General features: G+C 70.3%; 14 protein-coding genes and 1 pseudogene. 9 read left to right on the forward strand and 6 right to left on the reverse strand.

All coding sequences use genetic code 11. From position 1 onward, the window contains the following. Window positions 1-95: 95 nt before the first annotated feature. The 3 genes from OG729_RS25395 (at window position 96) to OG729_RS25405 (ending at window position 5,856) form a co-directional block, all read left to right on the forward strand. Window positions 96-3,806 (forward strand): ABC transporter ATP-binding protein, encoded by a 3,711-nt coding sequence (locus OG729_RS25395; protein WP_405808203.1) that lies wholly within the window; start codon window positions 96-98, stop codon window positions 3,804-3,806. A 154-nt stretch (window positions 3,807-3,960) separates the two neighbouring features. Further along, window positions 3,961-4,326 carry a hypothetical protein gene (locus OG729_RS25400; protein WP_360882878.1) on the forward strand — a complete coding sequence of 122 codons (366 nt, stop codon included), beginning with the start codon at window positions 3,961-3,963 and terminating at the stop codon, window positions 4,324-4,326. 96 nt (window positions 4,327-4,422) lie between these two features. Then, window positions 4,423-5,856: a S28 family serine protease gene (locus OG729_RS25405; RefSeq protein WP_405808204.1), complete on the forward strand. Its 1,434-nt coding sequence runs from the start codon at window positions 4,423-4,425 to the stop codon at window positions 5,854-5,856. 87 nt (window positions 5,857-5,943) lie between these two features. On the opposite strand, the gene OG729_RS25410 is transcribed toward OG729_RS25405, so the two are convergent. From OG729_RS25410 to OG729_RS25420, 3 genes are all read right to left on the reverse strand, one after another. Then, a complete protein-coding gene (locus OG729_RS25410; protein ID WP_405808205.1) occupies window positions 5,944-6,579 on the reverse strand; it encodes a hypothetical protein in 636 nt (211 codons plus the stop codon). Between the two features lie 204 nt (window positions 6,580-6,783). Beyond that, on the reverse strand, window positions 6,784-8,679 hold the full coding sequence (locus OG729_RS25415; RefSeq protein ID WP_405808206.1) for a glycoside hydrolase family 3 protein: 1,896 nt from the start codon (window positions 8,677-8,679) through the stop codon (window positions 6,784-6,786). Window positions 8,680-9,708: 1,029 nt separating this feature from the next. Then, the gene (locus tag OG729_RS25420) at window positions 9,709-10,626 is read right to left on the reverse strand and encodes a LysR family transcriptional regulator (RefSeq protein WP_405811277.1); all 918 of its coding nucleotides are present in this window, start codon (window positions 10,624-10,626) and stop codon (window positions 9,709-9,711) included. A gap of 89 nt (window positions 10,627-10,715) precedes the next feature. Here OG729_RS25420 and OG729_RS25425 point away from each other — a divergent pair, with 89 nt between their 5' ends. After that, complete coding sequence (locus OG729_RS25425) at window positions 10,716-11,672, forward strand: EamA family transporter (protein WP_405808207.1); 957 nt, start codon at window positions 10,716-10,718, stop codon at window positions 11,670-11,672. On the opposite strand, the pseudogene OG729_RS25430 reads toward OG729_RS25425, so the two are convergent. The 3 genes and pseudogenes from OG729_RS25430 to OG729_RS25440 all read right to left on the reverse strand — a co-directional run. Continuing rightward, a pseudogene (locus OG729_RS25430) lies at window positions 11,566-12,336 on the reverse strand (sugar phosphate isomerase/epimerase family protein); the annotation flags it as partial. The gene OG729_RS25425 and the pseudogene OG729_RS25430 sit on opposite strands and share 107 nt — an antisense overlap. 10 nt (window positions 12,337-12,346) lie before the next feature. Continuing rightward, entirely contained in the window at window positions 12,347-13,282 is a 936-nt protein-coding gene (locus OG729_RS25435; RefSeq protein WP_405808208.1) for a GNAT family N-acetyltransferase, read from the reverse strand. 395 nt (window positions 13,283-13,677) lie between these two features. Continuing rightward, window positions 13,678-14,742: a LacI family DNA-binding transcriptional regulator gene (locus tag OG729_RS25440; RefSeq protein ID WP_405808209.1), complete on the reverse strand. Its 1,065-nt coding sequence runs from the start codon at window positions 14,740-14,742 to the stop codon at window positions 13,678-13,680. 149 nt (window positions 14,743-14,891) lie between these two features. Between OG729_RS25440 and OG729_RS25445 the strand changes: the two genes are divergently transcribed. From OG729_RS25445 to OG729_RS25465, 5 genes are all read left to right on the forward strand, one after another. Next, window positions 14,892-16,043, forward strand: a complete 1,152-nt coding sequence (locus OG729_RS25445) for a Gfo/Idh/MocA family protein (RefSeq protein WP_405808210.1) — start codon at window positions 14,892-14,894, stop codon at window positions 16,041-16,043. Next, window positions 16,040-17,215, forward strand: a complete 1,176-nt coding sequence (locus tag OG729_RS25450; protein ID WP_405808211.1) for a dihydrodipicolinate synthase family protein — start codon at window positions 16,040-16,042, stop codon at window positions 17,213-17,215. The genes OG729_RS25445 and OG729_RS25450 overlap by 4 nt, the downstream gene beginning before the upstream one ends. A 32-nt stretch (window positions 17,216-17,247) precedes the next feature. Then, window positions 17,248-18,054: a sugar phosphate isomerase/epimerase family protein gene (locus OG729_RS25455; protein WP_405811279.1), complete on the forward strand. Its 807-nt coding sequence runs from the start codon at window positions 17,248-17,250 to the stop codon at window positions 18,052-18,054. A 282-nt stretch (window positions 18,055-18,336) separates the two neighbouring features. Beyond that, on the forward strand, window positions 18,337-20,637 hold the full coding sequence (locus OG729_RS25460) for an ATP-dependent RecD-like DNA helicase (protein WP_405808212.1): 2,301 nt from the start codon (window positions 18,337-18,339) through the stop codon (window positions 20,635-20,637). Between the two features lie 133 nt (window positions 20,638-20,770). After that, window positions 20,771-22,060 carry a citrate synthase gene (locus OG729_RS25465; RefSeq protein WP_360882905.1) on the forward strand — a complete coding sequence of 430 codons (1,290 nt, stop codon included), beginning with the start codon at window positions 20,771-20,773 and terminating at the stop codon, window positions 22,058-22,060. Window positions 22,061-22,485: the final 425 nt, after the last annotated feature.

Here is a 22,485-nt window from a genome sequence, read left to right on the forward strand (position 1 = left end):
GGGTTCGGTGCGGCCCCAATTGTTGCAGCGGGATGAAATCCGCTGCTCGCGGCGTTGGTGCCTTCCGGCGGATCAAAACAATCGGGAGGCACCACGTGGCGGCGTCGGCAGAGCAGAGCTGGGCACGGCGGCTGTCCGGATACGCCTGGCGTTACCGGCGCAATGTGCTGCTCGCGCTCGGGTCCTCCCTGGCCGGTATGGCCGTCATGGCGCTCGTCCCGCTGATCACCAAGGTCGTCATCGACGATGTGATCGGCGACCGAACGAGATCCCTCGCCGTCTGGACCGGGCTGCTGATGGTCGCGGCCGTCGTCGTATATGTCCTGACATATATACGCCGCTATTACGGTGGCCGGCTCGCCCTCGACGTCCAGCACGACCTCCGTACCGAGATGTACGGAACGATCACCCGCCTCGACGGACGACGCCAGGACGAGCTCTCCACCGGCCAGGTCGTCGGCCGCGCCACCAGCGACCTCCAGCTCATCCAGGGCCTGCTCTTCATGCTCCCGATGACCATCGGGAACGTCCTCCTCTTCCTCATCTCCCTCGTGATCATGGCGTGGCTGTCGCTGCCGCTCACCCTGATCGCCGTCGCCGTCGCCCCCGCCCTCTGGTACATCGCCAAGCGCAGCCGCACCCGTCTGCATCCCGCCACCTGGTACGCCCAGAGCCAGGCGGCCGCCGTCGCGGGCGTCGTCGACGGCGCCGTATCCGGCGTACGCGTGGTCAAGGGCTTCGGCCAGGAGGACCAGGAGACCGGCAAGTTGCGCGAGGTCAGCAGGAAGCTCTTCGCGGGCCGGCTGCGGACCGTCAGGCTCAATTCGAGGTACACCCCGGCCCTTCAGGCCGTCCCCGCGCTCGGACAGGTCGCGATGCTGGCCCTCGGCGGCTGGCTGGCCACCCGCGGCCAGATCACCCTCGGTACGTTTGTCGCTTTCTCGACCTATCTGGCACAGCTCGTCGGCCCGGTCCGGATGCTCGCCGTGGTGCTGACCGTCGGACAGCAGGCACGGGCCGGCGTGGAGCGCGTACTCGAACTCATCGACACCGAGCCGACGATGAAGGACGGCACCAAGGAACTCCCGGCCGACGCCCCCGCCACCGTGGAGTTCGACGACGTCACCTTCGGATACGACGAGGAACGGCCCGTTCTCGACGGCTTCTCGCTGGAGATCAGACCCGGCGAGACCGTTGCCGTCGTCGGCTCCTCAGGCAGCGGCAAGTCCACCGTCTCCCTCCTGCTGCCACGCTTCTACGACGTGACGCACGGCGCGGTCCTCGTCGGCGGCCACGATGTGCGCGAGCTGACCCTCGACTCGCTCCGCGCCGCCATCGGGCTCGTGCCGGAGGACAGCTTCCTCTTCTCCGACACCGTGCGCGCCAACATCGCGTACGGAAAGCCGGACGCGACCCAGGAGGAGATCGACACCGCCGCGCGTGCCGCCCAGGCCGACCGCTTCATCGCCGAGCTGCCCGAGGGCTACGACACCAAGGTCGGCGAGCACGGCCTCACCCTCTCCGGCGGCCAGCGCCAGCGCATCGCGCTCGCCCGTGCGATCCTCACCGACCCCCGGCTGCTGCTCCTCGACGACGCCACCTCCGCCGTGGACGCCCGCGTCGAGCACGAGATCCACGAGGCCCTGCGCTCCGTCATGGCCGGGCGTACGACCCTGCTCATCGCCCACCGCCGCTCCACCCTCGGTCTCGCCGACCGCATCGCCGTGCTCGACGGCGGACGGCTCGCCGACATCGGCACGCACGAGGAGCTGACGCGTCGCTCGGCCCTGTACCGGCGGCTGCTGACCGACCCGGACGAACTCGGCGCGGTCTCGCCCGGACACACCCCGCTGCCGGCCGCCGAACCCGAGGAAGACCGCACCGTACGCGACGAGCTCGAGGCGGAGTTCGACGCCAACCGCGGCATTACGCCCCGCCTGTGGGAGCGCGAGGAGAACGCCGAGGAGTCTGCGGCCCCCGGCGCGCCCCCCGAGCTGCTCGCCCAGGTCGAGGCCCTGCCGCCGGCGACTGACACCCCCGCCATCGACGAGGCACGGGCGGTGCGGCCCGAGGAGTCGTACGGACTGCGCCGGCTGCTTGGCGGCTTCGGCCTCCCGCTGCTGATCAGCCTGCTGCTGGTGGCCGTCGACGCCGGCATGAGCCTGCTGCTTCCCATTCTGATCAGGCACGGCATCGACAAGGGCGTCACGCAGATGGCGCTCGGCGCCGTGTGGGCGGCCTCCGTACTCGCGCTGATCACCGTGGTCGTGCAGTGGGCCGCGCAGACCGGCGAGACCCGGATGACCGGCCGCACCGGCGAGCGGGTCCTCTACTCCCTGCGTCTGAAGATCTTCGCCCAGCTCCAGCGGCTCGGACTCGACTACTACGAGCGCGAGCTGACCGGCCGGATCATGACCAGGATGACGACGGACGTGGACGCCCTGTCCACGTTCCTGCAGACGGGCCTGGTCACCGCGTTCGTCTCGGTGGTCACCTTCTTCGGCATCATGGTCGCCCTGCTCGTCATCGACGTACAGCTGGCGCTGGTGGTCTTCGCGACGCTGCCAGTGCTGATCATCGGCACGTACTTCTTCCGCAAGAAGAGCGTGAAGGCGTACGAGCTGGCCCGCGAGCGCATCAGCGTCGTCAACGCCGACCTCCAGGAGTCCGTGTCCGGGCTGCGGATCGTCCAGGCCTTCCGCCGCGAGCGCGACGGCGCGAGCCGCTTCGCCGCCCGCAGCGACAACTACCGCAAGGCCCGGGTGCGCGGCCAGTGGCTGATCTCGGTCTACTTCCCCTTCGTCCAGCTGCTGTCCTCGGTGGCCGCGGCCGCCGTGCTGATCGTCGGCTCTGGCCGCGTCGAGGCGGGCACCCTCACCACCGGCGCGCTGGTCGCCTACCTCCTCTACATCGACCTGTTCTTCGCGCCCGTGCAGCAGCTGTCCCAGGTCTTCGACGGCTACCAGCAGGCGACGGTGTCCCTGGGGCGCATCCAGGAGCTGCTCCAGGAGCCGACCTCGACCGCCTCCGCGCGCGAGCCCCTCGATGTGCTCTCGCTGCGCGGCGAGATCGCCTTCGAGAACGTCGACTTCGCGTACGGGGATGACGAAGCGGCCCTGAACTCCATCGATCTGCGCATCCCGGCCGGCCAGACCGTCGCCTTCGTCGGCGAGACCGGCGCGGGCAAGTCGACGCTGGTCAAGCTGGTCGCGCGGTTCTACGACCCGACAGGCGGCCGGGTCACGGCCGACGGCACCGACCTGCGCGAGCTGGATCTGACGGCATACCGGCACCGGCTCGGCGTCGTCCCCCAGGAGGCGTATCTCTTCGCGGGCACCGTCCGCGACGCCATCGCCTACGGACGTCCCGGCGCGAGCGACGCCGAGGTGGAGGCCGCGGCCCGCGCCGTCGGCGCCCACGACATGATCGCCACTCTCGACGGCGGCTATATGCACGAGGTCGCCGAGCGCGGCCGCAACCTGTCCGCGGGGCAGCGCCAGTTGATCGCGCTGGCCCGCGCCGAACTCGTCGACCCGGACGTCCTGCTGCTCGACGAGGCCACGGCGGCCCTCGATCTGGCCACCGAGGCCCAGGTCAACCAGGCCACGGACCGGCTGACCGGCCGCCGCACCACGCTGGTGGTCGCCCACCGCCTGACCACGGCGGCGCGCGCAGACAGGGTGGTCGTGATGGATGCGGGCCGGGTGGCGGAAGACGGGACCCATGACGAGCTGCTGGCCCGGGGCGGCACCTATGCCACGCTCTGGCGCAGCTTCATAGGGGAGGACGAGCCCGCCACCGTATGACGCAGGGCGGGTACGGATTCCTGCGGAGAGCGGATTCGTCGGAGCCGCAACCATTCTCACACCGGCTGCGTCGTACGCATGTACGCACAAGTGGCAAAGGGGTGTGAGAGTGTTCGGTGGGGCGGGAAACAGACGACGTTGGCGGCGGCTGCTCATGCACGGCCTCGCCCTGCTCATGGCCGTGGCGGCCCTCACCATCGCCGGACCGGGCACGCCACGCGCCGAGGCCGTGGCGTCCAACTGCGCCGGCCGGCCGCTGAAGACCGTCAAGTTCGCCACCGGCGAGTTGCGCGTCTACAAGAACCGGTACTACGCCTGCGCCGTCGTCGTATCCAACAAGCCGGGCACGCGGCGCGCCATGTCCCTCTCTCTCCAGGCGCGCGGCGGCCACGCCGCCGTCGACAAGGGCACCTTCACCCGCCAGGCGGGGCCTGTCACCGTGCACGCACTCAACCGCTGCGTACGGGCCACCGGCGCCATCTCCGGCGTCGCGCGCTCGACCGGCTGGATCCTCTGCTGACCTCTCCCGGTCAATCGGGAGTCAACTGGGGCTGGCGGCTCGGGCATTGACCCCGCTAGGTTCACCGCGACCACAGGTGAATCAAGGGGAGGGTGAATGCGCAAGGCGCTCAGATGGCTGCTGTCGCTCGTGGTGCTCATTGGCACCGTGAGCGCGGCCGGCGCGACGGCCGGTGCGGCTACCGCCGCGGAGCCGACGACCGGCACGGACATCAAGGACCGGGTCCTCGCGATACCGGGCATGAGTCTTATCGAGGAGAAGCCGTACGCGGGTTACCGGTACTTCGTTCTCAACTACACACAGCCGGTCGACCACCGGCACCCGGACAAGGGCACCTTCAAGCAGCGAATCACCCTGCTGCACAAGGACACCAACCGCCCCACGGTGATGTTCACCTCCGGCTACAACGTGAGCACCACGCCTCGCCGCAGTGAGCCGACGGCCATCATCGACGGCAACCAGGTCTCCGTGGAGTACCGGTTCTTCACCCCGTCGCGGCCCGACCCGGCCAACTGGTCCAAGCTCGACATCTGGCAGGCCGCGAGCGACCAGCACCGCATCTTCGCCGCGCTGAAGAAGATCTACACCAAGAACTGGCTCACCACCGGCGGCTCCAAGGGCGGCATGACCGCCACGTATTACGAGCGCTTCTATCCGCGCGACATGGACGGGGTCGTCGCCTACGTCGCGCCCAACGACGTGGTGAACAAGGAGGACTCGGCGTACGACCGGTTCTTCGAGAAGGTCGGCACCAAGGAGTGCCGCGACAAGCTCAACGCCGTGCAGCGCGAGGCGCTGGTGCGCCGCGAGCCGCTTGAGGCCATCTACGCCAAGTACGCGGCGGACAACGGCTACACCTTCAAGACGGTCGGCTCCCTCGACAGGGCGTACGAGGCGGTCGTCCTCGACTACGTCTGGGCCTTCTGGCAGTACAGCCTGCTGGCCGACTGCGAAGCGATCCCGGTCGCCAAGACCGCGACCGACCAGCAGATCTGGGACAGCGTGGATGCGATCTCCGGCTTCTCCTTCTACGCCGACCAGGGCCTGACGCCGTACACGCCGTACTACTACCAGGCAGGCACCGAGCTGGGCTCGCCCGACATCAAGCAGCCGCACCTCGGCGGCCTGAGCCGGTACGGGTACCAGCCGCCGCGGAACTTCGTGCCGCGTGACATCCCCATGCACTTCAAGCCGTGGGTCATGCGCTCCGTGGACAGCTGGGTGCGGCACAACGCCCGTCAGATGATGTTCGTCTACGGCCAGAACGACCCGTGGGGCGCCGAACAGTTCCGGCTCGGCAAGGGCACCCGCGACAGCTATGTGTACGTCGTGCCCGGAGGCAACCACGGATCCAATGTGGCCGGCCTGGTGCCGGACCAGAAGGCGGCGGCCACCGCCGCGATCCTGAAGTGGGCGGGCGTCGCACCGGCCGCCGTCCAGCAGGACGCGGCGAAGGCGAAGCCGCTGACGAAGTACGACGCGAAGCTCGACAAGCGCGACGTGGAGCGGGAGCCGGCGCTGCGGCCGTAACCCTGCGCCTCGGGCGTGTTTTGGAAGTACACGCCCTAGCTCCGCCGGTAACCCGGTGGGCTGTGCCCGCCGCTGTGTGAGTGACCCTCACACACGGCGGGCGCAGCCCACCGGCGTGTGGCCGCCCAGCCGCACATACAGCGCCGTGGACGGCGGGCACTGCGCCCGGCTCGTCACCGCCGACGTCACCGTGAACTCCGGGGCCCGCCCGCCCGATCCGTCGCACGCCGTCTCCTTCACCTGCCCCTTGCTCGCGCCGTAGACGCAGTCGCCGACGATGGTGTGCGGGCCGCCGCCCCCGCCCGGGTCGCCCGGATGCGGCGGCTCCAGATTGCGCATACAGGCGTACCCCTGACCCGCCTCCCCGTCGCCGTCCTCGTCGGTCGCCGGGCGGCTCGCGGAGATGTGCAGTACGAAGTCGGTCGTCGTGGGGCAGCCGGGGCCGCCCGCAGGCTGCCCGCCGTACCGGGCGGTCACCCGGGCCACCGCCTTCTCGCTCGTACAGGGCACCTCATGGAAGTCGCGGCCGCGCGATGCGCAGTCTCCGGGTCCGAGGAAGACCAGGCCGTATCCCGAGGGCGTGGCGGTGGGGCCATCGACGGTGCCGGCGGCCGTTCCCGCGCGGCCCGTCGCCTGCTGGCAGCCCGTGGTGAGCGCTGCCGCCAGTACGAGTACCAGTACCAGGGCGCTCACCGCCCCGGCGGACCGCTGCTGTTGTGCCATACGGACCCCCGAGCCCCGGCCACCCGGCCGGTCCCTCAGGCGTGGCCCGCCGGAGCGGGCCACGCCAGACGTGCGTCGTGCATGGGGACAGTGTGCGGGAGTACGCCGGTGTGTGAGGCCGGTTTGCGCAACTCGGTCGGTTTGTGCGGCTCAGTCGGTTTGGGCATCTCGGTCGGTTTGGGTACCCCGGTCGGTGTGCGCAGCTCAGTCGTAGGACAGGCCGTGGCCGATGGGATACAGCACCTGGGCGGGGTCGCTCGCGCTCTGTATGGGCACGGGGAGCCGTCCCTCGGGCTCCGCGCGGCCCGCGATCACCCGTGCGGCGGCGCGCAGTTCGACATCGGTCCAGGAGTACGTGGCCAGCGCCGCCCCCACGCCTTCGAGCCTGGCGATGTCGTACGGATTGCGGATGGCGAGCGCGACGACCGGGACTCCCGTCCGGGCGAGCCGGGCCACCAAGGTGCGCTGGGTGCTGGTGTCGGTGACGTTGTACGTGCCGACGATCACCGCGTCCTTGCCGCTCGCCGCAGCCACCGCCTCGTCGATCTTCGCGGCGGTCGGCGTGATGCCGGTGGACAGCGCGGTTGCGGTGAAGCCGAGTTCGGCCAAGGCCTGCGCCAGCACCGTGGTCGGCGGTCCGGTCGTCCCGGTCGGCGAGGCCGGATCGGCGCCGACGACCAGCAGGTTCTGCCGGCTGCGCCGGCTCAGCGGCAGCAGTGCGCCGTCGTTGACCAGCAGGGTCGTGGTCCCCTCGGCGATCTTGTCGGCGATGACGAGATGCGAGCGGGCGCCGACGATGCGGTCCAGCTGCCGCAGGGAGACGAACGGGTCCTGGAACAGGCCCAGTTTCTCTTTCAGGAGCAGGATGCGCAGGATCGATTCGTCGAGCCGGGAGACGGTGAGCTCGCCGCTCCTGACTGCGTTGAGGACGCCGTTCCATGCGACGGCCAGGTCCGGCGGGTTGAGCAGCTGGTCCACGCCCGCCTTGAGGGCGAGCACCGGCACCCGGTGGTCGCCGTACTTGTCCCGTACGCCCTGCATATTGAGCGCGTCGGTGACGACCACGCCGTGGTAGCCGAGCTCCTCGCGCAGGATGCCGGTGAGGATGGGGGCGGAGAGCGTGGCCGGGTCGTTGCTGGGGTCCAGCGCCGGGAACTGGATGTGCGCCGTCATGATCGAGTCGATCCCGGCGGCGATCGCGGCCCGGAACGGCGGGGCGTCGATGTCCTCCCACTGCTGCCGGGTGTGGGTGATGACCGGGATGCCCGTGTGGCTGTCGACGGTGGTGTCGCCGTGGCCGGGGAAGTGCTTGGAGGTCGCGGCGATGCCCGCGCTCTGATAGCCGCGGACCTGGGCAGCGACGAGGCCGGCCACCGCGTCCGGGTCGGCGCCGAAGGAGCGTACGCCGATGACCGGATTGGCGGGATTGACGTTGACGTCGGCGACGGGGGCGTAGTTCTGGACGATGCCCATCGCGGCGAGCTCGGCCCCGGCGATCCGCGCGGCCGTACGGGCGGCGGAGCGGGACCCGCCCGCGCCCAGCGCCATCGCCCCCGGCATCAGCGTGGCGGGCTTGCCGACCCTGGTCACTATCCCGTGCTCCTGGTCGGTGGAGATCAGCAGCGGCACGGGGGTCGGCTGGGCGAGCCCGGCCCGCTGGATCCCGTTGGACAGCCCGGCGATCTGGTGCGGATCGCGGGTGTTGTGCGCCCAGGCGAAATAGATGATGCCGCCGACGTGGTACTTGGCGATCAGCTCGGCGGCCGTGCGGACGCCCATCTCCTTGAGGTTCAGCTCGATGTCGGCCTGGTCGGGGGCGGTGGCGGAGTGCCCGTACACCCGCATCACGAAGAGCTGGCCGACCTTCTCCTCCAGGCTCATCCGGGCGATCAGCCGCTTGAGACGGTCGTGGTGGGAGGGGCCGGCGAACACGGGCGATGCGCTGGCGACGGCGCCGGCAGCGACGGCGGTGGCGGCGGTGGCGGTTGCGGTGAGGAGGGTGCGTCTGGAGAGACTCCGGTCATGGCTCCGGCCATGGCTCCCGTCATGACTTCGGTCGTGACTCCGGTCATGACCCCGGGCGTGGCTCCGGTCGTGCATGGGTGCTCCTTCCGGCCTTGCTCGACAAGGGAGTTGAAGGAAACTTCCAAGGACTCACGGATAGCCCGAAAATTACTGCCAGGTCAAGGGTGTGGCAACAGAAAGGGCGCGCGACGCGCGAAAGCTCACTGGGACGGGGGCCCGCCACCGGTGCTGTCGGAGGGGGCGCACCGGTGGCGGTGTGCTGCCGGCCGCAGGCGGCTGGAGAGGGGTGGTCAGCGATCGCAGCCAGCAGCGAGGGCCGACACCGCGTTGCGGAGACTCACCCAGCAGTACGGCGGGTTAGACGGAGGGTGTTCGCGATGGGTTCCGTTAAGGGGCGAATTGGTACGGGTGGGGCGGGGCTGCCGTGCGGGTCTTGGGCTTGTTCGGGGTGCGGGCGTTTGGGCTTGTCCGGTTGCCCGGGTCCGCGGGTGCGGGTCTTGGGGTTGTCCGTGATGCCCGGGTGCGGGGGGCCGGGGTGCGGGCGTCCGGGGGGCGTGTCAGGGCGTGCCAGGGTCCGCGGGTGCGGGTCCGGGGGCCGCTACGGGGCTCGAATTCTGGACTGCTTTCCTCACCGCGCTTCGCGCGAGCTGCGCCGCTTTACGTCCAGAACACGACCCCTGCGCGTCCCCCTGCACCCCAAGGCTCACGGGCACCCCGCGTCCAGCTGCGCCGCGAAGCCACCGCAACGACGGACTCGTATGTCCGCACTGCGGTGCACCCGAACTGCGAGCCTGCCGCAATGGCGGGCTCGTACATCCACGCGGCGAAGTCGGCGAAATCGGCGGGGCCGCACACCCGAGCCGCCGCAATGGCGGGGTCGTACATCCGCGCCGCGAAGCTGGCGAATCGGCGGGCACGCGCCCCCGCGCCGCGAAGCCGGCGCATCCGGGGTGTGGGGGCGTCAGCCCCCGCGTACTCCTCCCTCCAGGGGGCCTGGGGGCATCCCCCGGTTTCGGGAAGGGGCGGGGTGGGGGACCAAACCTCCCGGGCCCCGGACGCCCGCACCCCGAACCGCCCGGGACCGCCCGCACCCCCGGACGCGCGTCACGCCGACGCATCCGCACCCACCCCCACCCAGTGCCCCCGCAACGCCCCCACCGTCACCGTGATCGCCGGCCGCCTCGCCGCCCCCGTCCGCCACAGCGCGTACAGCCGCCTCTTCGGCACCGGATCGAGCGCCACCGCCACCACCCCCGCCGGCAGCGCCCCCCGCCCCAGCCGCGGAATCATCGCTATGCCCAGTCCGGCCCCGACCAGCGCGACCTGGGTGTGGTACTCCTCCGCCTGGTGCGCCAGTTCGGGCTCGCACCCCGCCGCCCGCAGCGTACGGACCAGCCAGTCGTGGCACACCGTGCCCGGCGGCTGGCAGATCCACCGCTGCCCGGCCAGATCCTCCCGCCGCACAGACGCCCGCGCGGCCAGCGGATGCCCCTCCGGCACCAGCAAATCGCAAAGGTCGTCGCCGATGACCGCCTGCTCGACGCCCTCCGGCGCCGGCAGTGGCGCGATGTCCCAGTCGTGCGCCACCGCCAGGTCGATCATGCCGCGGGCCACCAGATCGATGGACAGATGCGGATCGACCTCGGTCATCCGCGCATCGAGCCCCGGATGGCGTCGGCCGAGCTCCGCGAGGACCCCCGGCAGCAGCCCGCGTGCCGCCGTGGCGAAGGCCCCGATCACCAGCCGCCCGGTCGGCTGCCCCCGGCGTTCCTCGAGCGTGGTCTCCGCGCGCTCCACGATCGCGAGCAACTGCTGCGCCGTCGCTGCCAGATGCCGCGCCTCCTCGGTGAGCGCGACCCCCCGCCCCTGCCGCTCGAGCAGCGTCGTACGAGTCTCCCGCTCCAGCTTGGCGATCTGCTGCGACACCGCGGACGGGGTGTACCCGAGAGCCGTCGCCGCCGCTGCCACCGAACCGTGTACCGAGACTGCGTGCAGCGCCCTCAGCCGCCCCAGATCGAGCATCGCCGACTCCCATTCGTAAGCAATGCTCAATTCCACCATGAAGAAATCCGCGCTGGTGCTACATGGTTCAGGCCGGTGATCCTCGGTCCATGCGTCCCGTACACATGGCACTCGCCGTCCTGGTCACCGCGGTCTGGGGAGTCAACTTCGTCGTCATCGAGCTCGGGCTCGGCCACTTCCCGCCCCTGCTCTTCTCCGCCCTGCGTTTCCTCGTCGCGGCGCTGCCCGCCGTCTTCTTCGTGGGCCGTCCGAAGGTCGCCTGGAAATGGGTGATCGGCGTCGGACTCGCCCTGGGCGTCGCGAAGTTCGGCCTTCTCTTCATCGGCATGGACCGGGGTATGCCGGCCGGCCTGTCCTCGCTCGTCGTGCAGATCCAGGCAGTCTTCACGGCTCTCTTCGCCGCCCTCGCGCTGAGCGAACGCCCGGGCGGTGTACGGGTCCTGGGCATGGCCGTCGCCCTGTCCGGCATCGCTCTCGCGGCCGTCGACGAAGGGACCTCGGGACCCGTCCTCGCCTTCCTGCTGGTCATCGCGGCCGCGGCCTGCTGGGGCGTGTCCAATGTGCTGACCCGCAAGGCGTCCCCGCCGGACGCGCTGAACTTCATGATCTGGGTCTCCACCGTCCCCGTACTGCCCCTGCTCGCGCTCTCCCTGCTCTTCGAGGGCCCGCGGGCCGATGCGGACGCGCTGCGCTCGCTGGACTGGAGCGGCGCCGGGACGATTCTCTATGTCGCCTGGGGCGCGACGGTCTTCGGCTTCGGCGCCTGGGGTTATCTGCTGCGCCACTATCCCGCCTCCGCCGTCGCACCCTACTCGCTGCTGGTGCCGGTCTTCGGCATGTCCTCCGCGGCTCTGCTGCTCGACGAGTCGGTCAGTCCGCTGCGCTGGGGCGCCGCGGTGCTGCTGGTCGGCGGGGTCGCGCTCACCTCGCTGTCGCGAGCAGCTGCTCCAGGTACTCCCGCCCCGGCGTCAGCAGCCCCGGCAGGTCCGCCGCCTTCGGATACCAGCGCTTCTCGTACTCCCAGCACAGCCACGTCTCCTCGGTGAGCGTCGCCAGGCATTCGGCGAGCGGCAGTACGCCCTCGCCGAGGGGGAGCGGCGCGAGGTCGTCGGCCGAGGCGACGTCCTTGACCTGCACATAGCCGAGGAACGGCGAGAGTGCGGCATGGGCAGCCGCGGGTTCCTCGCCCTCCAGCCAAGGGGACACCACGTCCCAGATCGCGCCCGCGTACCGGTGGCCGACCGGTCCCAGGATGCGGGACACATCGGCCCCGGCCCGGTGCGAGTCGTGGGTCTCCAGCAGAATCCGTACGCCCAGCGTGGCCGCGGTCTCCGCGGCCGCGCCCAGCCGGCGGGCGGCGACGGCCTCGGCGACATCAGGGTCCTGGTCGCCGCCGCCGGGGAAGACGCGCACATGTGGCGCGCCCACATCCTTTGCCAGCTGGAGCAGTTCCTCGATCTCCCGGAGCACGGGAGCGTCGTCGCCCTCCGCCGCGACGCCGGTGTATCCGCACACGGTCAGGATCTCCACGCCCGCCCGCTCGAACTCCCGGACCACGGCCGCCCGTTCCGGCGCCCCGATCCCGGGGTGCACCGGCTCCTCCGGGTCGGCCCGCAGTTCCACCCCCTGGTAACCGGTGTCGGCGGCGAGTTGCACCACGTCCGGGATGGGCATGCCCGGCACACCGAGCGTAGAGAAGGCGAACTTCACTTGACCGTCCTCACTTGTCCGTTTCTTCCTGCAGGAGCAGCCGCCAGTCCTGGCCGACCAGATCCACGCCGTACGAGCGGTGCGGCTTCTCGGCGACGAGGGTGAATCCGGCCCGCTGATAGATCCGGCGGGCTCCGGCCAGTACGTCATTGGTCCACAGCACGAGTTCCCGGTACCCCACTTCGCGGGCGAAATCCACCACCGTACGGACGAGTCGGTCACCGAGTCCCTGACCGCGCGCCTCGGGCTCGACGAGCAGCAGCCGCAGCCGCGCGGTGGCCGGGGCGTCGTCGCGTACGCACATGACCGACCCCACCGGGCGGCCGTCCAGCTCGGCGATCCACATCCGTTCCAGATGAGGGTCGTGGTCCTGGGCGAAGTCCGCGACGATGCGGGCGACGAGCCCTTCGAAGTCTGCGTTCCACCCGTACCCGGCGGCGTAGAGGGCTCCGTGCCGCTGCACGACCCACCCCAGCTCGCCGGGCCCCGGGTCCCGCAGCACCGGGCCTTCGCGGTGCCCCGCCCGGCCGCTGCCGAGGATCTCGCGTACGGTCCCCATCGCTTCGACCAGCCGCGACCGCTCCTCGGCGGGCACCTTGGCGAGCAGCGCCCCCACCGCCTCCCGCGACCGCTCGTCGAGCAGCGTGGCGGCCTCGCGCCCGCGGGGAGTGAGGGTGATCCGCTGCCGCCGCGAATCCACCTCGGAGGGCGCCCGCTCCACCAGCCCGTCGCGCTCGAACTTGGCGAGCAGCCTGCTCAGATACCCGGCGTCGAGGGAGAGTTCGCCGCGCAGGTCGGCGGCGTCGGTGCGGGGGCTGTGGGCGAGCTCGTACAGGACGCGGGACTCGGTGAGGGTGTACGGGGTGTAGAGGTGCTTGCTGTAGTCGAGGGCGCCGATGAGGTTGGTGTAGAAGCGGTTGAAGGCGCGGATCTCGTGGATCGGCATGAGCGACTCCGGGCGGCGATTTCCTTTGACTGAGTCAACGGTAGGGCGGGGGTCGGATCCCGGCAAGAGCCGGTGGTAACCGCCCCGCCTCCCGAGTCGCTTGGGGGTGCCTGTGAGCCTTGAGGTGCAGGGGGACGCGTAGGGGTCGTGTTCTGGACGTAAAGCGGCGCAGCTCGCGCGAAGCGCGGTGAGGAAAGCAGTCCAGAATTCGAGCCCCGTAGCGGCAAGTGACCGGGTTCGTGGCAGGCGTGGGCCAGGGGGCGTTGGTGGTTGCGGTCCGGTGGGTGGTTTCGCGGGAGAGCCGCGGGGCCCCGGGACCCGCACCAGGAACGCCCGCACCCGCTTGCCCGGGCAACCAGGACAGGTCCGAAGCCTCGCACCCCGGACGACCCCCGTCACCCCTTCCGCGGCGGCGCCGTCGACGACCGGGCCATCAGTTCCGCCGCGATCGTCGCGATACCCCCCGGCGGCGGCGCCTCCTTACCCATCGCCAGCCGCCCCGCCCGCGCCCCCGCCTCGTACAGCGGCAGCCGTACCGTCGTCAGCGCCGGCACCGCGTCCACCGAGAAGGGCAGGTCGTCGAAGCCCGCCACCGAGATGTCCTCGGGGATCCGCAGCCCCTGGTCGCGCAGGGCCGCACAGGCACCCAGCGCCACCGTGTCGTTCGCGGCGACGATCGCCGTCAAGTCGGGGTCGCGGCGCAGCAGTTCGAGTGTCGCGTCATAGCCGGAGCGCCGGGCGTACGGACCGTGCACGGTCAGCCGGTCCTGGTCCTCGTCGACCCCGGCCGCCGCCAGCGCGGCCCGGTGCCCCTCCAGCCGGTGCCGGGTCGTCGTACGCTCCGTCGGCCCCGCGACATAGCCGATCCGCCGGTGCCCGAGCGTGAGCAGATGCTCGGTGAGCCGCCGTGCCCCGCCCCGGTTGTCGAAGGCGAGCGCGGCCACGATCGCCTCACTGCCGGGCAGTGGCGGCCGCCCGCACAGCACCACCCGCGTCCCCGCATCCGCAAGTCTCGCGAGCTTCGCGGCCATCGCCTCGATGTGATCCGGATCCTCCAGCGCGCCGCCGGTCAGCACGACGGCCGCGGCCCGCTGCCGCTGCAGCAGTGTGAGATAGGTGAGTTCGCGCTCCGGCGAGCCCCCGGTGTTGCAGACGACCGCGAGCTTTTCGCCGCCCGCGCGCCCTGATCCCTCCTGCCCGCCGATCTCCGTCTGCGCGGCCCCGGCCATGATCCCGAAGAAGGGGTCGGCGATGTCGTTGACGAGTATGCCGACCAGATCGGACGTGGCCGCGGCCAGCGAACTCGCGGGCCCGTTCAGTACGTAGTCGAGCTCGTCGACCGCCCGAAGTACCCGCTCCCTCGTCGATGCCGCGACCGGGTAATTGCCGTTGAGCACACGGGAGACGGTGGCCGGGGACACCCGGGCGCGCGCCGCCACATCCGCCAGGGTGACTGTCATCGCTTTCCTTCGCTGGAGATGGAACAGGGCCCTTGTCCGGGTCACTGTCGGCAGGCTAGCGTCATACCCCGTAGAAAGCGCTTGCTACGACTGTATCGAGGCAACACGGCCGTAATGAGGGAAATCGAGGGGAACAGGGAGGCACCTTCGTGACACGCAGGACAGTGCGGATCGCCATGAACGGCGTCACGGGTCGGATGGGATACCGCCAGCACCTGGTGCGCTCCCTCCTCGCCATCCGCCGACAGGGCGGCCTCGACCTCGGTGACGGCGATGTCCTGTGGCCCGAACCCGTCCTCGTCGGCCGCCGTGAACCCGCACTGCGCGCGATCGCCGAGCGGCACGGCCTCGCGCATGTCTCCACCGACCTCGACGCCGTACTCGCCGACGACAGCATCGACATCTACTTCGACGCGCAGGTCACCTCCGCCCGCGTTGCCGCGATCAAGCAGGCCGTCGCGGCGGGCAAGCACATCTACACCGAGAAGCCCACTGCTACCGACCTCGCCGGCGCGCTGGAGCTGGCCCGCCTCGCCGGCGCCGCGGGCATCAGGCACGGAGTGGTCCAGGACAAGATCTTCCTGCCTGGCCTGCTCAAGCTGAAGCGCCTCGTCGACGGCGGCTTCTTCGGCGAAATCCTCTCCGTGCGCGGAGAGTTCGGCTACTGGGTCTTCGAGGGCGACTGGCAGGAGGCTCAGCGCCCGAGCTGGAACTACCGCGCCGAGGACGGCGGCGGCATCGTCGTCGACATGTTCCCGCACTGGGAGTACGTACTGCACGAGCTGTTCGGCCGGGTGACGAGCGTGACGGCGCAGGTCGCCACGCACATCCCACGGCGCTGGGACGAGCGCGGCAAGCCGTACGAGGCGACCGCGGACGACTCCGCCTACGGCATCTTCCAGCTGGCGGGCGGCGCCGTCGCCCAGATCAACTCCTCCTGGGCGGTCCGGGTGATGCGTGACGAGCTCGTCGAGTTCCAGGTCGACGGCACACACGGCTCGGCGGTCGCCGGCCTGCGCCGCTGCCGCGCCCAGCACCGCTCCGCCACCCCGAAGCCGGTCTGGAACCCCGACCTGCCCGCCACCGAGTCCTTCCGCGACCAGTGGCAGGAGGTGCCGGACAACGGCGAGTTCGAGAACGGCTTCAAGGCGCAGTGGGAGCTGTTCCTGCGCCATGTGGTGCTCGGCGAGCCGTACCACTGGGACCTGCTGGCTGGCGCGCGCGGAGTGCAACTGGCCGAACTGGGCCTGAAGTCCTCGGCCGAGGGCCGCCGCTTTGCGGTGCCGGAGCTCGCGCTGTGACGATCCGCCTCCCGCACGGGACGTACGAACCCCGCACCGAACCGGCCGTGTTCGCCGGGCGCGCTGCCCTTGCCAGGGGCGCTGCCCTCGCCACAGGCGCCCCGCTCGCCTCCCGTACGGTCTTCGCGGCCGCGCATGTCGTCGCCGACCCGTACGCCGACACGACGTGGGACTCGCCCGCCGCCGTGGACTGGGACGCGACGCTCGCCTTCCGCCGCCGTCTGTGGTCGCACGGGCTCGGCGTCGCGGAGGCCATGGACACGGCGCAGCGCGGGATGGGCCTGGACTGGCCGGGCGCGGCGGAGCTGATCCGGCGCTCGGCGGCGGAGGCGAGGGCGGTGGGCGGCGCGATCGCCTGCGGCGTCGGCACGGACCAGCTGACCGGGCCCGCGGATCTGGCCACGGTCCGCGCCGCCTACGAGGAACAACTCGCGCTGGTCGAGGAGTCGGGCGCGCAGGCGATCCTGATGGCATCCCGTGCCCTCGTCGCCGCCGCCAAGGGGCCGCAGGACTATCTCCGCGTCTACTCCCACCTCCTGCGCCAGGCGTCCGAACCGGTGATCCTGCACTGGCTGGGCCCGATGTTCGACCCGGCGCTGGAGGGTTACTGGGGCTCCGCCGACTTCGACGCGGCCACCGCCGTCTTCCTGGACGTCATCGCCGCGCACCCAGACAAGGTCGACGGCGTCAAGATCTCGCTGCTCGACGCCGGGCGCGAGATCGACCTGCGCCGCCGCCTCCCGCAGGGCGTGCGCTGCTACACCGGCGACGATTTCAACTACCCCGAGCTGATCGCCGGCGACGCGCGGGGCTTCAGCCATGCGCTGCTCGGCATCTTCGACCCGCTGGGTCCGCTTGCGGCACAGGCGGTGCGAGTCCTGGACACGGGCGACGCCGACGGTTTCCGCAAGATCCTCGACCCGACGGTGGAGCTGTCCCGGCATCTGTTCCAGCCGCCGACGCGCTTCTACAAGACGGGTGTCGTGCTGCTGGCGTGGCTGGCGGGTCACCAGTCGCACTTCACGATGGTGGGGGGCCTGCAGTCGGCGCGCTCGCTGCCGCATCTGTGCCGGGCGTACGTACTGGCGGACGGTCTCGGCCTGTTCCCGGACCCCGCCCTGGCCGAGCAGCGGATGAAGACCCTGCTGACGATGTACGGAATCGACCAGTGACCGATGACCTGAGCCGCTTCAGCATCAACCAGATGACGGTGAAGCAGCTGACGCTGCCCGAACTCACCGAGGCGTGTGTGCGCCTGAGTATCGGAGGGGTCGGCCTGTGGCGGGAACCGGTCCAGGCGTACGGAGTCGACGCGGCGGCGAAGCTCGTACGCGAGGCAGGTCTGACGGTCACCAGCTTGTGCCGCGGCGGCTTCCTCACGGCGATCGACGCGGCGGAACGGGCCCGCGCCCTGGCGGACAACCGCGCGGCGATCGACGAGGCGGTGACCCTCGGCACGGACACGCTGATCCTGGTCTCCGGTGGTCTCCCGGCGGGCAGCCGCGACCTGGCGGCGGCCCGTGAACGCATCGCGGACGCGCTGTCCGTACTGGCTCCTCACGCGGCAGACCGGGGTGTACGCCTGGCGATCGAACCGCTGCACCCGATGTACGCGTCGGACCGCTGCGTGGTCTCCACGCTGACGCAGGCGTTGGACCTCGCGGAGCGCTTCCCCTCGTCCCAGGTGGGCGTGGGGGTGGACACGTACCACATCTGGTGGGACGACACGGCCCCGTCGGCGGTGACGCGGGCGGGCGCGGCGGGCCGCATCCACGCCTTCCAACTGGCGGACTGGACAACGCCCCTGCCGGCGGGCGTGCTGAACGGCCGCGGCCAGATCGGGGACGGCGCGATCGACCTGCGCGCGTGGCGGGACTTGGTGGACGCGGCGGGTTACGAGGGCGCGATCGAGGTGGAGCTGTTCAACGACGGGCTGTGGGCGCGGGACGGCGTGGAGGTGCTGAGGGAGACGGTGATCCGTTTTGTGGAGCACGTAGTTCCGAAAAAATAACTGCCCGCAGTCCTACAACCCTTTCCGGGTGAGGTGGGTCGTACCTGGCGTCAAGGCTCCCGGGGGAGGGATCTGGGGGGATCGAGGGAGCTCTTGACGGAGGGGGAAAGGGGCCCGGTCGGCAGGACCGGGCCCCCATGACTGTCCGGGTGGCTGCTCTGGTGCCGATCCGGGCGGCTGTCCCGGCAACCGTCCGGGTGCCGATCCTGGTGACCGTCCCGCTGACTGTCCGGTTGTCCACAGGCACCCCGCACTGTCCGACCCCGGCGGTAGCGTCGGATCATGTCCAATCAGGCAGTGGTCGAAGGGGTCCTGGAGCGGATCACCTACGCCAACGAGGAGAACGGCTACACGGTCGCCCGCGTCGACACCGGACGCGGCGGCGGTGATCTCCTCACGGTGGTCGGCTCGCTGCTCGGCGCGCAGCCGGGCGAGTCCCTGCGTATGGAGGGCCGCTGGGGCTCCCACCCGCAGTACGGCAAGCAGTTCACCGTGGAGAACTACACGACGGTCCTCCCTGCCACCATCCAGGGCATACGCCGCTACCTCGGCTCCGGTCTGATCAAGGGCATCGGCCCCAAAATCGCCGAGCGCATCGTCGAGCACTTCGGCATCGACACCCTCGACATCATCGAGCAGCAGCCCAAGAAGCTGATCGAGGTCCCCGGACTCGGCCCGAAGCGTACGAAGTTGATCGGCGCCGCCTGGGAGGAGCAGAAGGCCATCAAGGAGGTCATGATCTTTCTCCAGGGAGTCGGCGTCTCGACGTCCATCGCGGTGCGCATCTTCAAGAAGTACGAGGACGCCTCGATCTCGGTCGTGAAGAACCAGCCGTACCGCCTGGCGGCAGACGTGTGGGGCATCGGCTTCCTCACCGCCGACAAGATCGCCCAGGCGGTGGGCATACCGCACGACAGCCCGGAGCGGGTCAAGGCCGGCCTGCAGTACGCCCTGTCGCAGTCCACCGACCAGGGACACTGCTTCCTGCCCGAGGAGCAACTGATCGCGGACGCGGTGAAGCTGCTCCAGGTGGACACCGGCCTCGTCATCGAGTGCCTCGCCGAGCTCGCTGCGGAGGAGGAAGGCGTCGTACGGGAGACGGTGCCGGCCCCCGACGGCGGGGAGCCGCTGACCGCGGTCTATCTGGTGCCCTTCCACCGCGCCGAGATCTCCCTGGCTGCCCAGCTGGGCCGACTGCTGCGGTCCGCGGACGACCGGATGCCGGCCTTCCAGGACGTCGCCTGGGACAAGGCGCTGGCCTGGCTCGCGGAGCGGACGGGCGCGGAGCTGGCACCCGAGCAGGAGCAGGCGGTCCGCCTCGCGCTCACCAGCAAGGTGGCCGTCCTCACCGGCGGCCCCGGCTGCGGCAAGTCGTTCACGGTCCGCTCCATCGTGGAACTGGCCCGGGCCAAGAAGGCCAAGGTGGTGCTCGCGGCTCCCACCGGGCGCGCGGCCAAGCGGCTGGCAGAGCTCACCGGCGCCGAGGCGTCCACCGTGCACCGGCTGCTGGAGCTCAAGCCCGGCGGGGACGCGGCGTACGACCGGGACCGCCCGCTGGACGCGGACCTCGTGGTGGTCGACGAGGCGTCCATGCTCGATCTGCTGCTGGCGAACAAGCTGGTCAAGGCAGTCGCCCCGGGCGCGCATCTGCTGCTGGTCGGGGACGTGGACCAGCTGCCGAGCGTCGGCGCGGGCGAGGTGCTGCGCGATCTGCTCGCCGATGGCGGCCCGGTGCCCAGCGTCCGGCTGACCAGGATCTTCCGCCAGGCCCAGCAGTCCGGCGTCGTCACCAACGCCCACCGCATCAACTCCGGCGTCCAGCCCCTCACTTCGGGCCTTTCCGACTTCTTCCTCTTCGTGGAGGAGGAGACGGAGGACGCGGGAAAACTCACCGTCGATGTGGCGGCCCGCCGGATTCCCGCCAAATTCGGCCTTGATCCGCGGCGCGATGTGCAGGTCCTCGCGCCGATGCACCGTGGCCCGGCCGGCGCCGGCACGCTCAACAGCCTGCTCCAGCAGGCGATTACGCCCGCACGGCCCGACCTCCCCGAGAAGCGTTTCGGCGGCCGGGTGTTCCGCGTCGGCGACAAGGTCACCCAGATCCGCAACAATTACGAGAAGGGCAAGAACGGCGTCTTCAACGGCACGGTCGGCGTGGTCACCTCCCTGCACCTGGAGGACCAGCGGCTGACGGTGCTGACGGACGAGGACGAAGAGGTTCCGTACGACTTCGACGAGCTGGACGAGCTGGCACACGCCTATGCCGTGACCATCCACCGCTCGCAGGGCAGCGAATATCCGGCCGTGGTGATTCCGGTCACCACCGGGGCCTGGATGATGCTCCAGCGGAACCTCCTGTACACGGCCGTCACCAGGGCCAGAAAGCTCGTCGTGCTGGTCGGCTCCCGCAAGGCGATAGGACAGGCAGTGCGCACTGTTTCCGCAGGCAGACGCTTCACCGCGCTCGATCACCGGCTGGCCGGCCCGGTGCCGGTGCTGAGCCGGCCGGGCGAGGTGGCGGGGGCCCCCGGGGTGGGAAATGCCACCCCAGCTTCCGGAACCAGGGCGAAGGGGGCAAGATGAGCAGGTTGGCGGCACTCAGTGCCGCCAATAGGCCCAATGGTCGACCCCGAGTGCACTCTCCTCAGCCAAATGGGGGATGGTAGAGACAGTCAGGGCACCTCGAAGAAGAGGCACTACGTCGGTGAGGGATGACGTGAGCGACAACTCTGTAGTACTGCGGTACGCGGACGGTGAACACACCTACCCGGTGGTCGAAAGCACCGTCGGTGACAAGGGCTTCGACATCGGGAAGCTCCGAGCCCAGACCGGTCTGGTGACCCTGGACAGTGGATACGGCAACACCGCCGCATATAAATCCGCGATCACCTACCTCGACGGCGAGCAGGGCATCCTGCGCTACCGCGGCTACCCCATCGAGCAGCTGGCCGAGCGCTCCACCTTCCTCGAGGTGGCGTACCTGCTGATCAACGGCGAGCTTCCGACGGTCGACGAGCTTTCCGCCTTCAAGGGCGAGATCACCCAGCACACGCTGCTGCACGAGGACGTCAAGCGGTTCTACGGCGGATTCCCGCGCGACGCCCACCCGATGGCGATGCTGTCCTCCGTGGTCAGCGCGCTGTCGACGTTCTACCAGGACAGTCACAACCCGTTCGACGAGAAGCAGCGCCACCTCTCCACGGTCCGGCTGCTCGCCAAGCTGCCGACGATCGCGGCATATGCGTACAAGAAGTCGATCGGCCACCCCTTTGTCTACCCGCGCAACGACCTCGGGTACGTGGAGAACTTCCTGCGGATGACCTTCTCGGTCCCCGCCCAGGAGTACGACCTGGACCCGGTCGTCGTCTCGGCGCTCGACAAGCTGCTGATCCTGCACGCGGACCACGAGCAGAACTGCTCGACCTCCACCGTGCGTCTGGTCGGCTCCTCGCAGGCGAACATGTTCGCCTCGATCTCCGCCGGCATCAGCGCCCTGTGGGGCCCGCTGCACGGTGGCGCCAACCAGTCGGTCCTGGAGATGCTCGAGGGCATCCAGGCCAACGGCGGCGACGTCGACTCCTTCATCCGCAAGGTGAAGAACAAGGAGGAGGGCGTCCGTCTGATGGGCTTCGGCCACCGGGTCTACAAGAGTTTTGACCCGCGGGCGAAGATCATCAAGGCTGCGGCGCACGATGTCCTCTCGGCGCTCGGCAAGTCCGACGAGCTGCTCGACATCGCGCTCAAGCTGGAAGAGCACGCGCTCTCCGACGACTACTTCGTCTCGCGCAACCTCTACCCGAACGTGGACTTCTACACGGGCCTTATCTACCGCGCCATGGGCTTCCCGACCGAGATGTTCACCGTGCTCTTCGCGCTCGGCCGGCTGCCGGGCTGGATCGCCCAGTGGCACGAGATGATCAAGGAGCCGGGTTCACGCATCGGCCGCCCGCGCCAGATCTACACGGGCGAGGTCCTGCGCGACTTCGTCCCGGTCGAGGCCCGCTGACGGAAGGCCCTGGCCCGCTGACACAAGGCCCGCTGACGGAGGCACTGAGCCCGGTACGTGGCGCGTACGCGCCTTCGTAGCCGGGTGCCGGTCAGCTTCTGGCCGGGTGCCGGGCTTGGTTGCCTGGTGCCGGTCAGCACCGGCGCAGACAGCGGAAAGCGCCCCGCTGCCGATCCCCCCACGGGTCGGCGGGCGGGGCGCTTCCCATATCCCCGGAGCGGATTCCCCCCACGGGATCCGGCCGGGCGTCTGCTGGTTGCAGAAGCTCCTCACGCGGTCTGCCGGGGTACGTACGCACGGGAGGGCCGCTCAAAGCTCCCCGGGCACGTGCCCCGGCCAACAGCTTGCCTGGGACGTCCCCCAAGACATCCCATGAACGTCCCCCAAGACGTTCTCGGCATCGCCCATTCAGACTCGCGAGGAGC

The sequence above is a fragment of the Streptomyces sp. NBC_00210 genome (assembly GCF_045160975.1).
In the GTDB taxonomy this organism is placed as follows: domain Bacteria; phylum Actinomycetota; class Actinomycetes; order Streptomycetales; family Streptomycetaceae; genus Streptomyces.

Excerpts from the sequence above, each read along its gene's own strand:
- OG729_RS25400 (WP_360882878.1), top strand. The coding sequence starts at position 3,961 with ATGCACGGCCTCGCCCTGCTCATGGCCGTGGCGGCCCTCACCATCGCC.
- OG729_RS25405 (WP_405808204.1), top strand. The coding sequence starts at position 4,423 with ATGCGCAAGGCGCTCAGATGGCTGCTGTCGCTCGTGGTGCTCATTGGC.
- OG729_RS25410 (WP_405808205.1), bottom strand. The coding sequence starts at position 6,579 with ATGGCACAACAGCAGCGGTCCGCCGGGGCGGTGAGCGCCCTGGTACTG.
- OG729_RS25415 (WP_405808206.1), bottom strand. The coding sequence starts at position 8,679 with ATGCACGACCGGAGCCACGCCCGGGGTCATGACCGGAGTCACGACCGA.
- OG729_RS25420 (WP_405811277.1), bottom strand. The coding sequence starts at position 10,626 with ATGCTCGATCTGGGGCGGCTGAGGGCGCTGCACGCAGTCTCGGTACAC.
- OG729_RS25425 (WP_405808207.1), top strand. The coding sequence starts at position 10,716 with ATGCGTCCCGTACACATGGCACTCGCCGTCCTGGTCACCGCGGTCTGG.
- OG729_RS25435 (WP_405808208.1), bottom strand. The coding sequence starts at position 13,282 with ATGCCGATCCACGAGATCCGCGCCTTCAACCGCTTCTACACCAACCTC.
- OG729_RS25440 (WP_405808209.1), bottom strand. The coding sequence starts at position 14,742 with ATGACAGTCACCCTGGCGGATGTGGCGGCGCGCGCCCGGGTGTCCCCG.
- OG729_RS25455 (WP_405811279.1), top strand. The coding sequence starts at position 17,248 with ATGACGGTGAAGCAGCTGACGCTGCCCGAACTCACCGAGGCGTGTGTG.
- OG729_RS25460 (WP_405808212.1), top strand. The coding sequence starts at position 18,337 with ATGTCCAATCAGGCAGTGGTCGAAGGGGTCCTGGAGCGGATCACCTAC.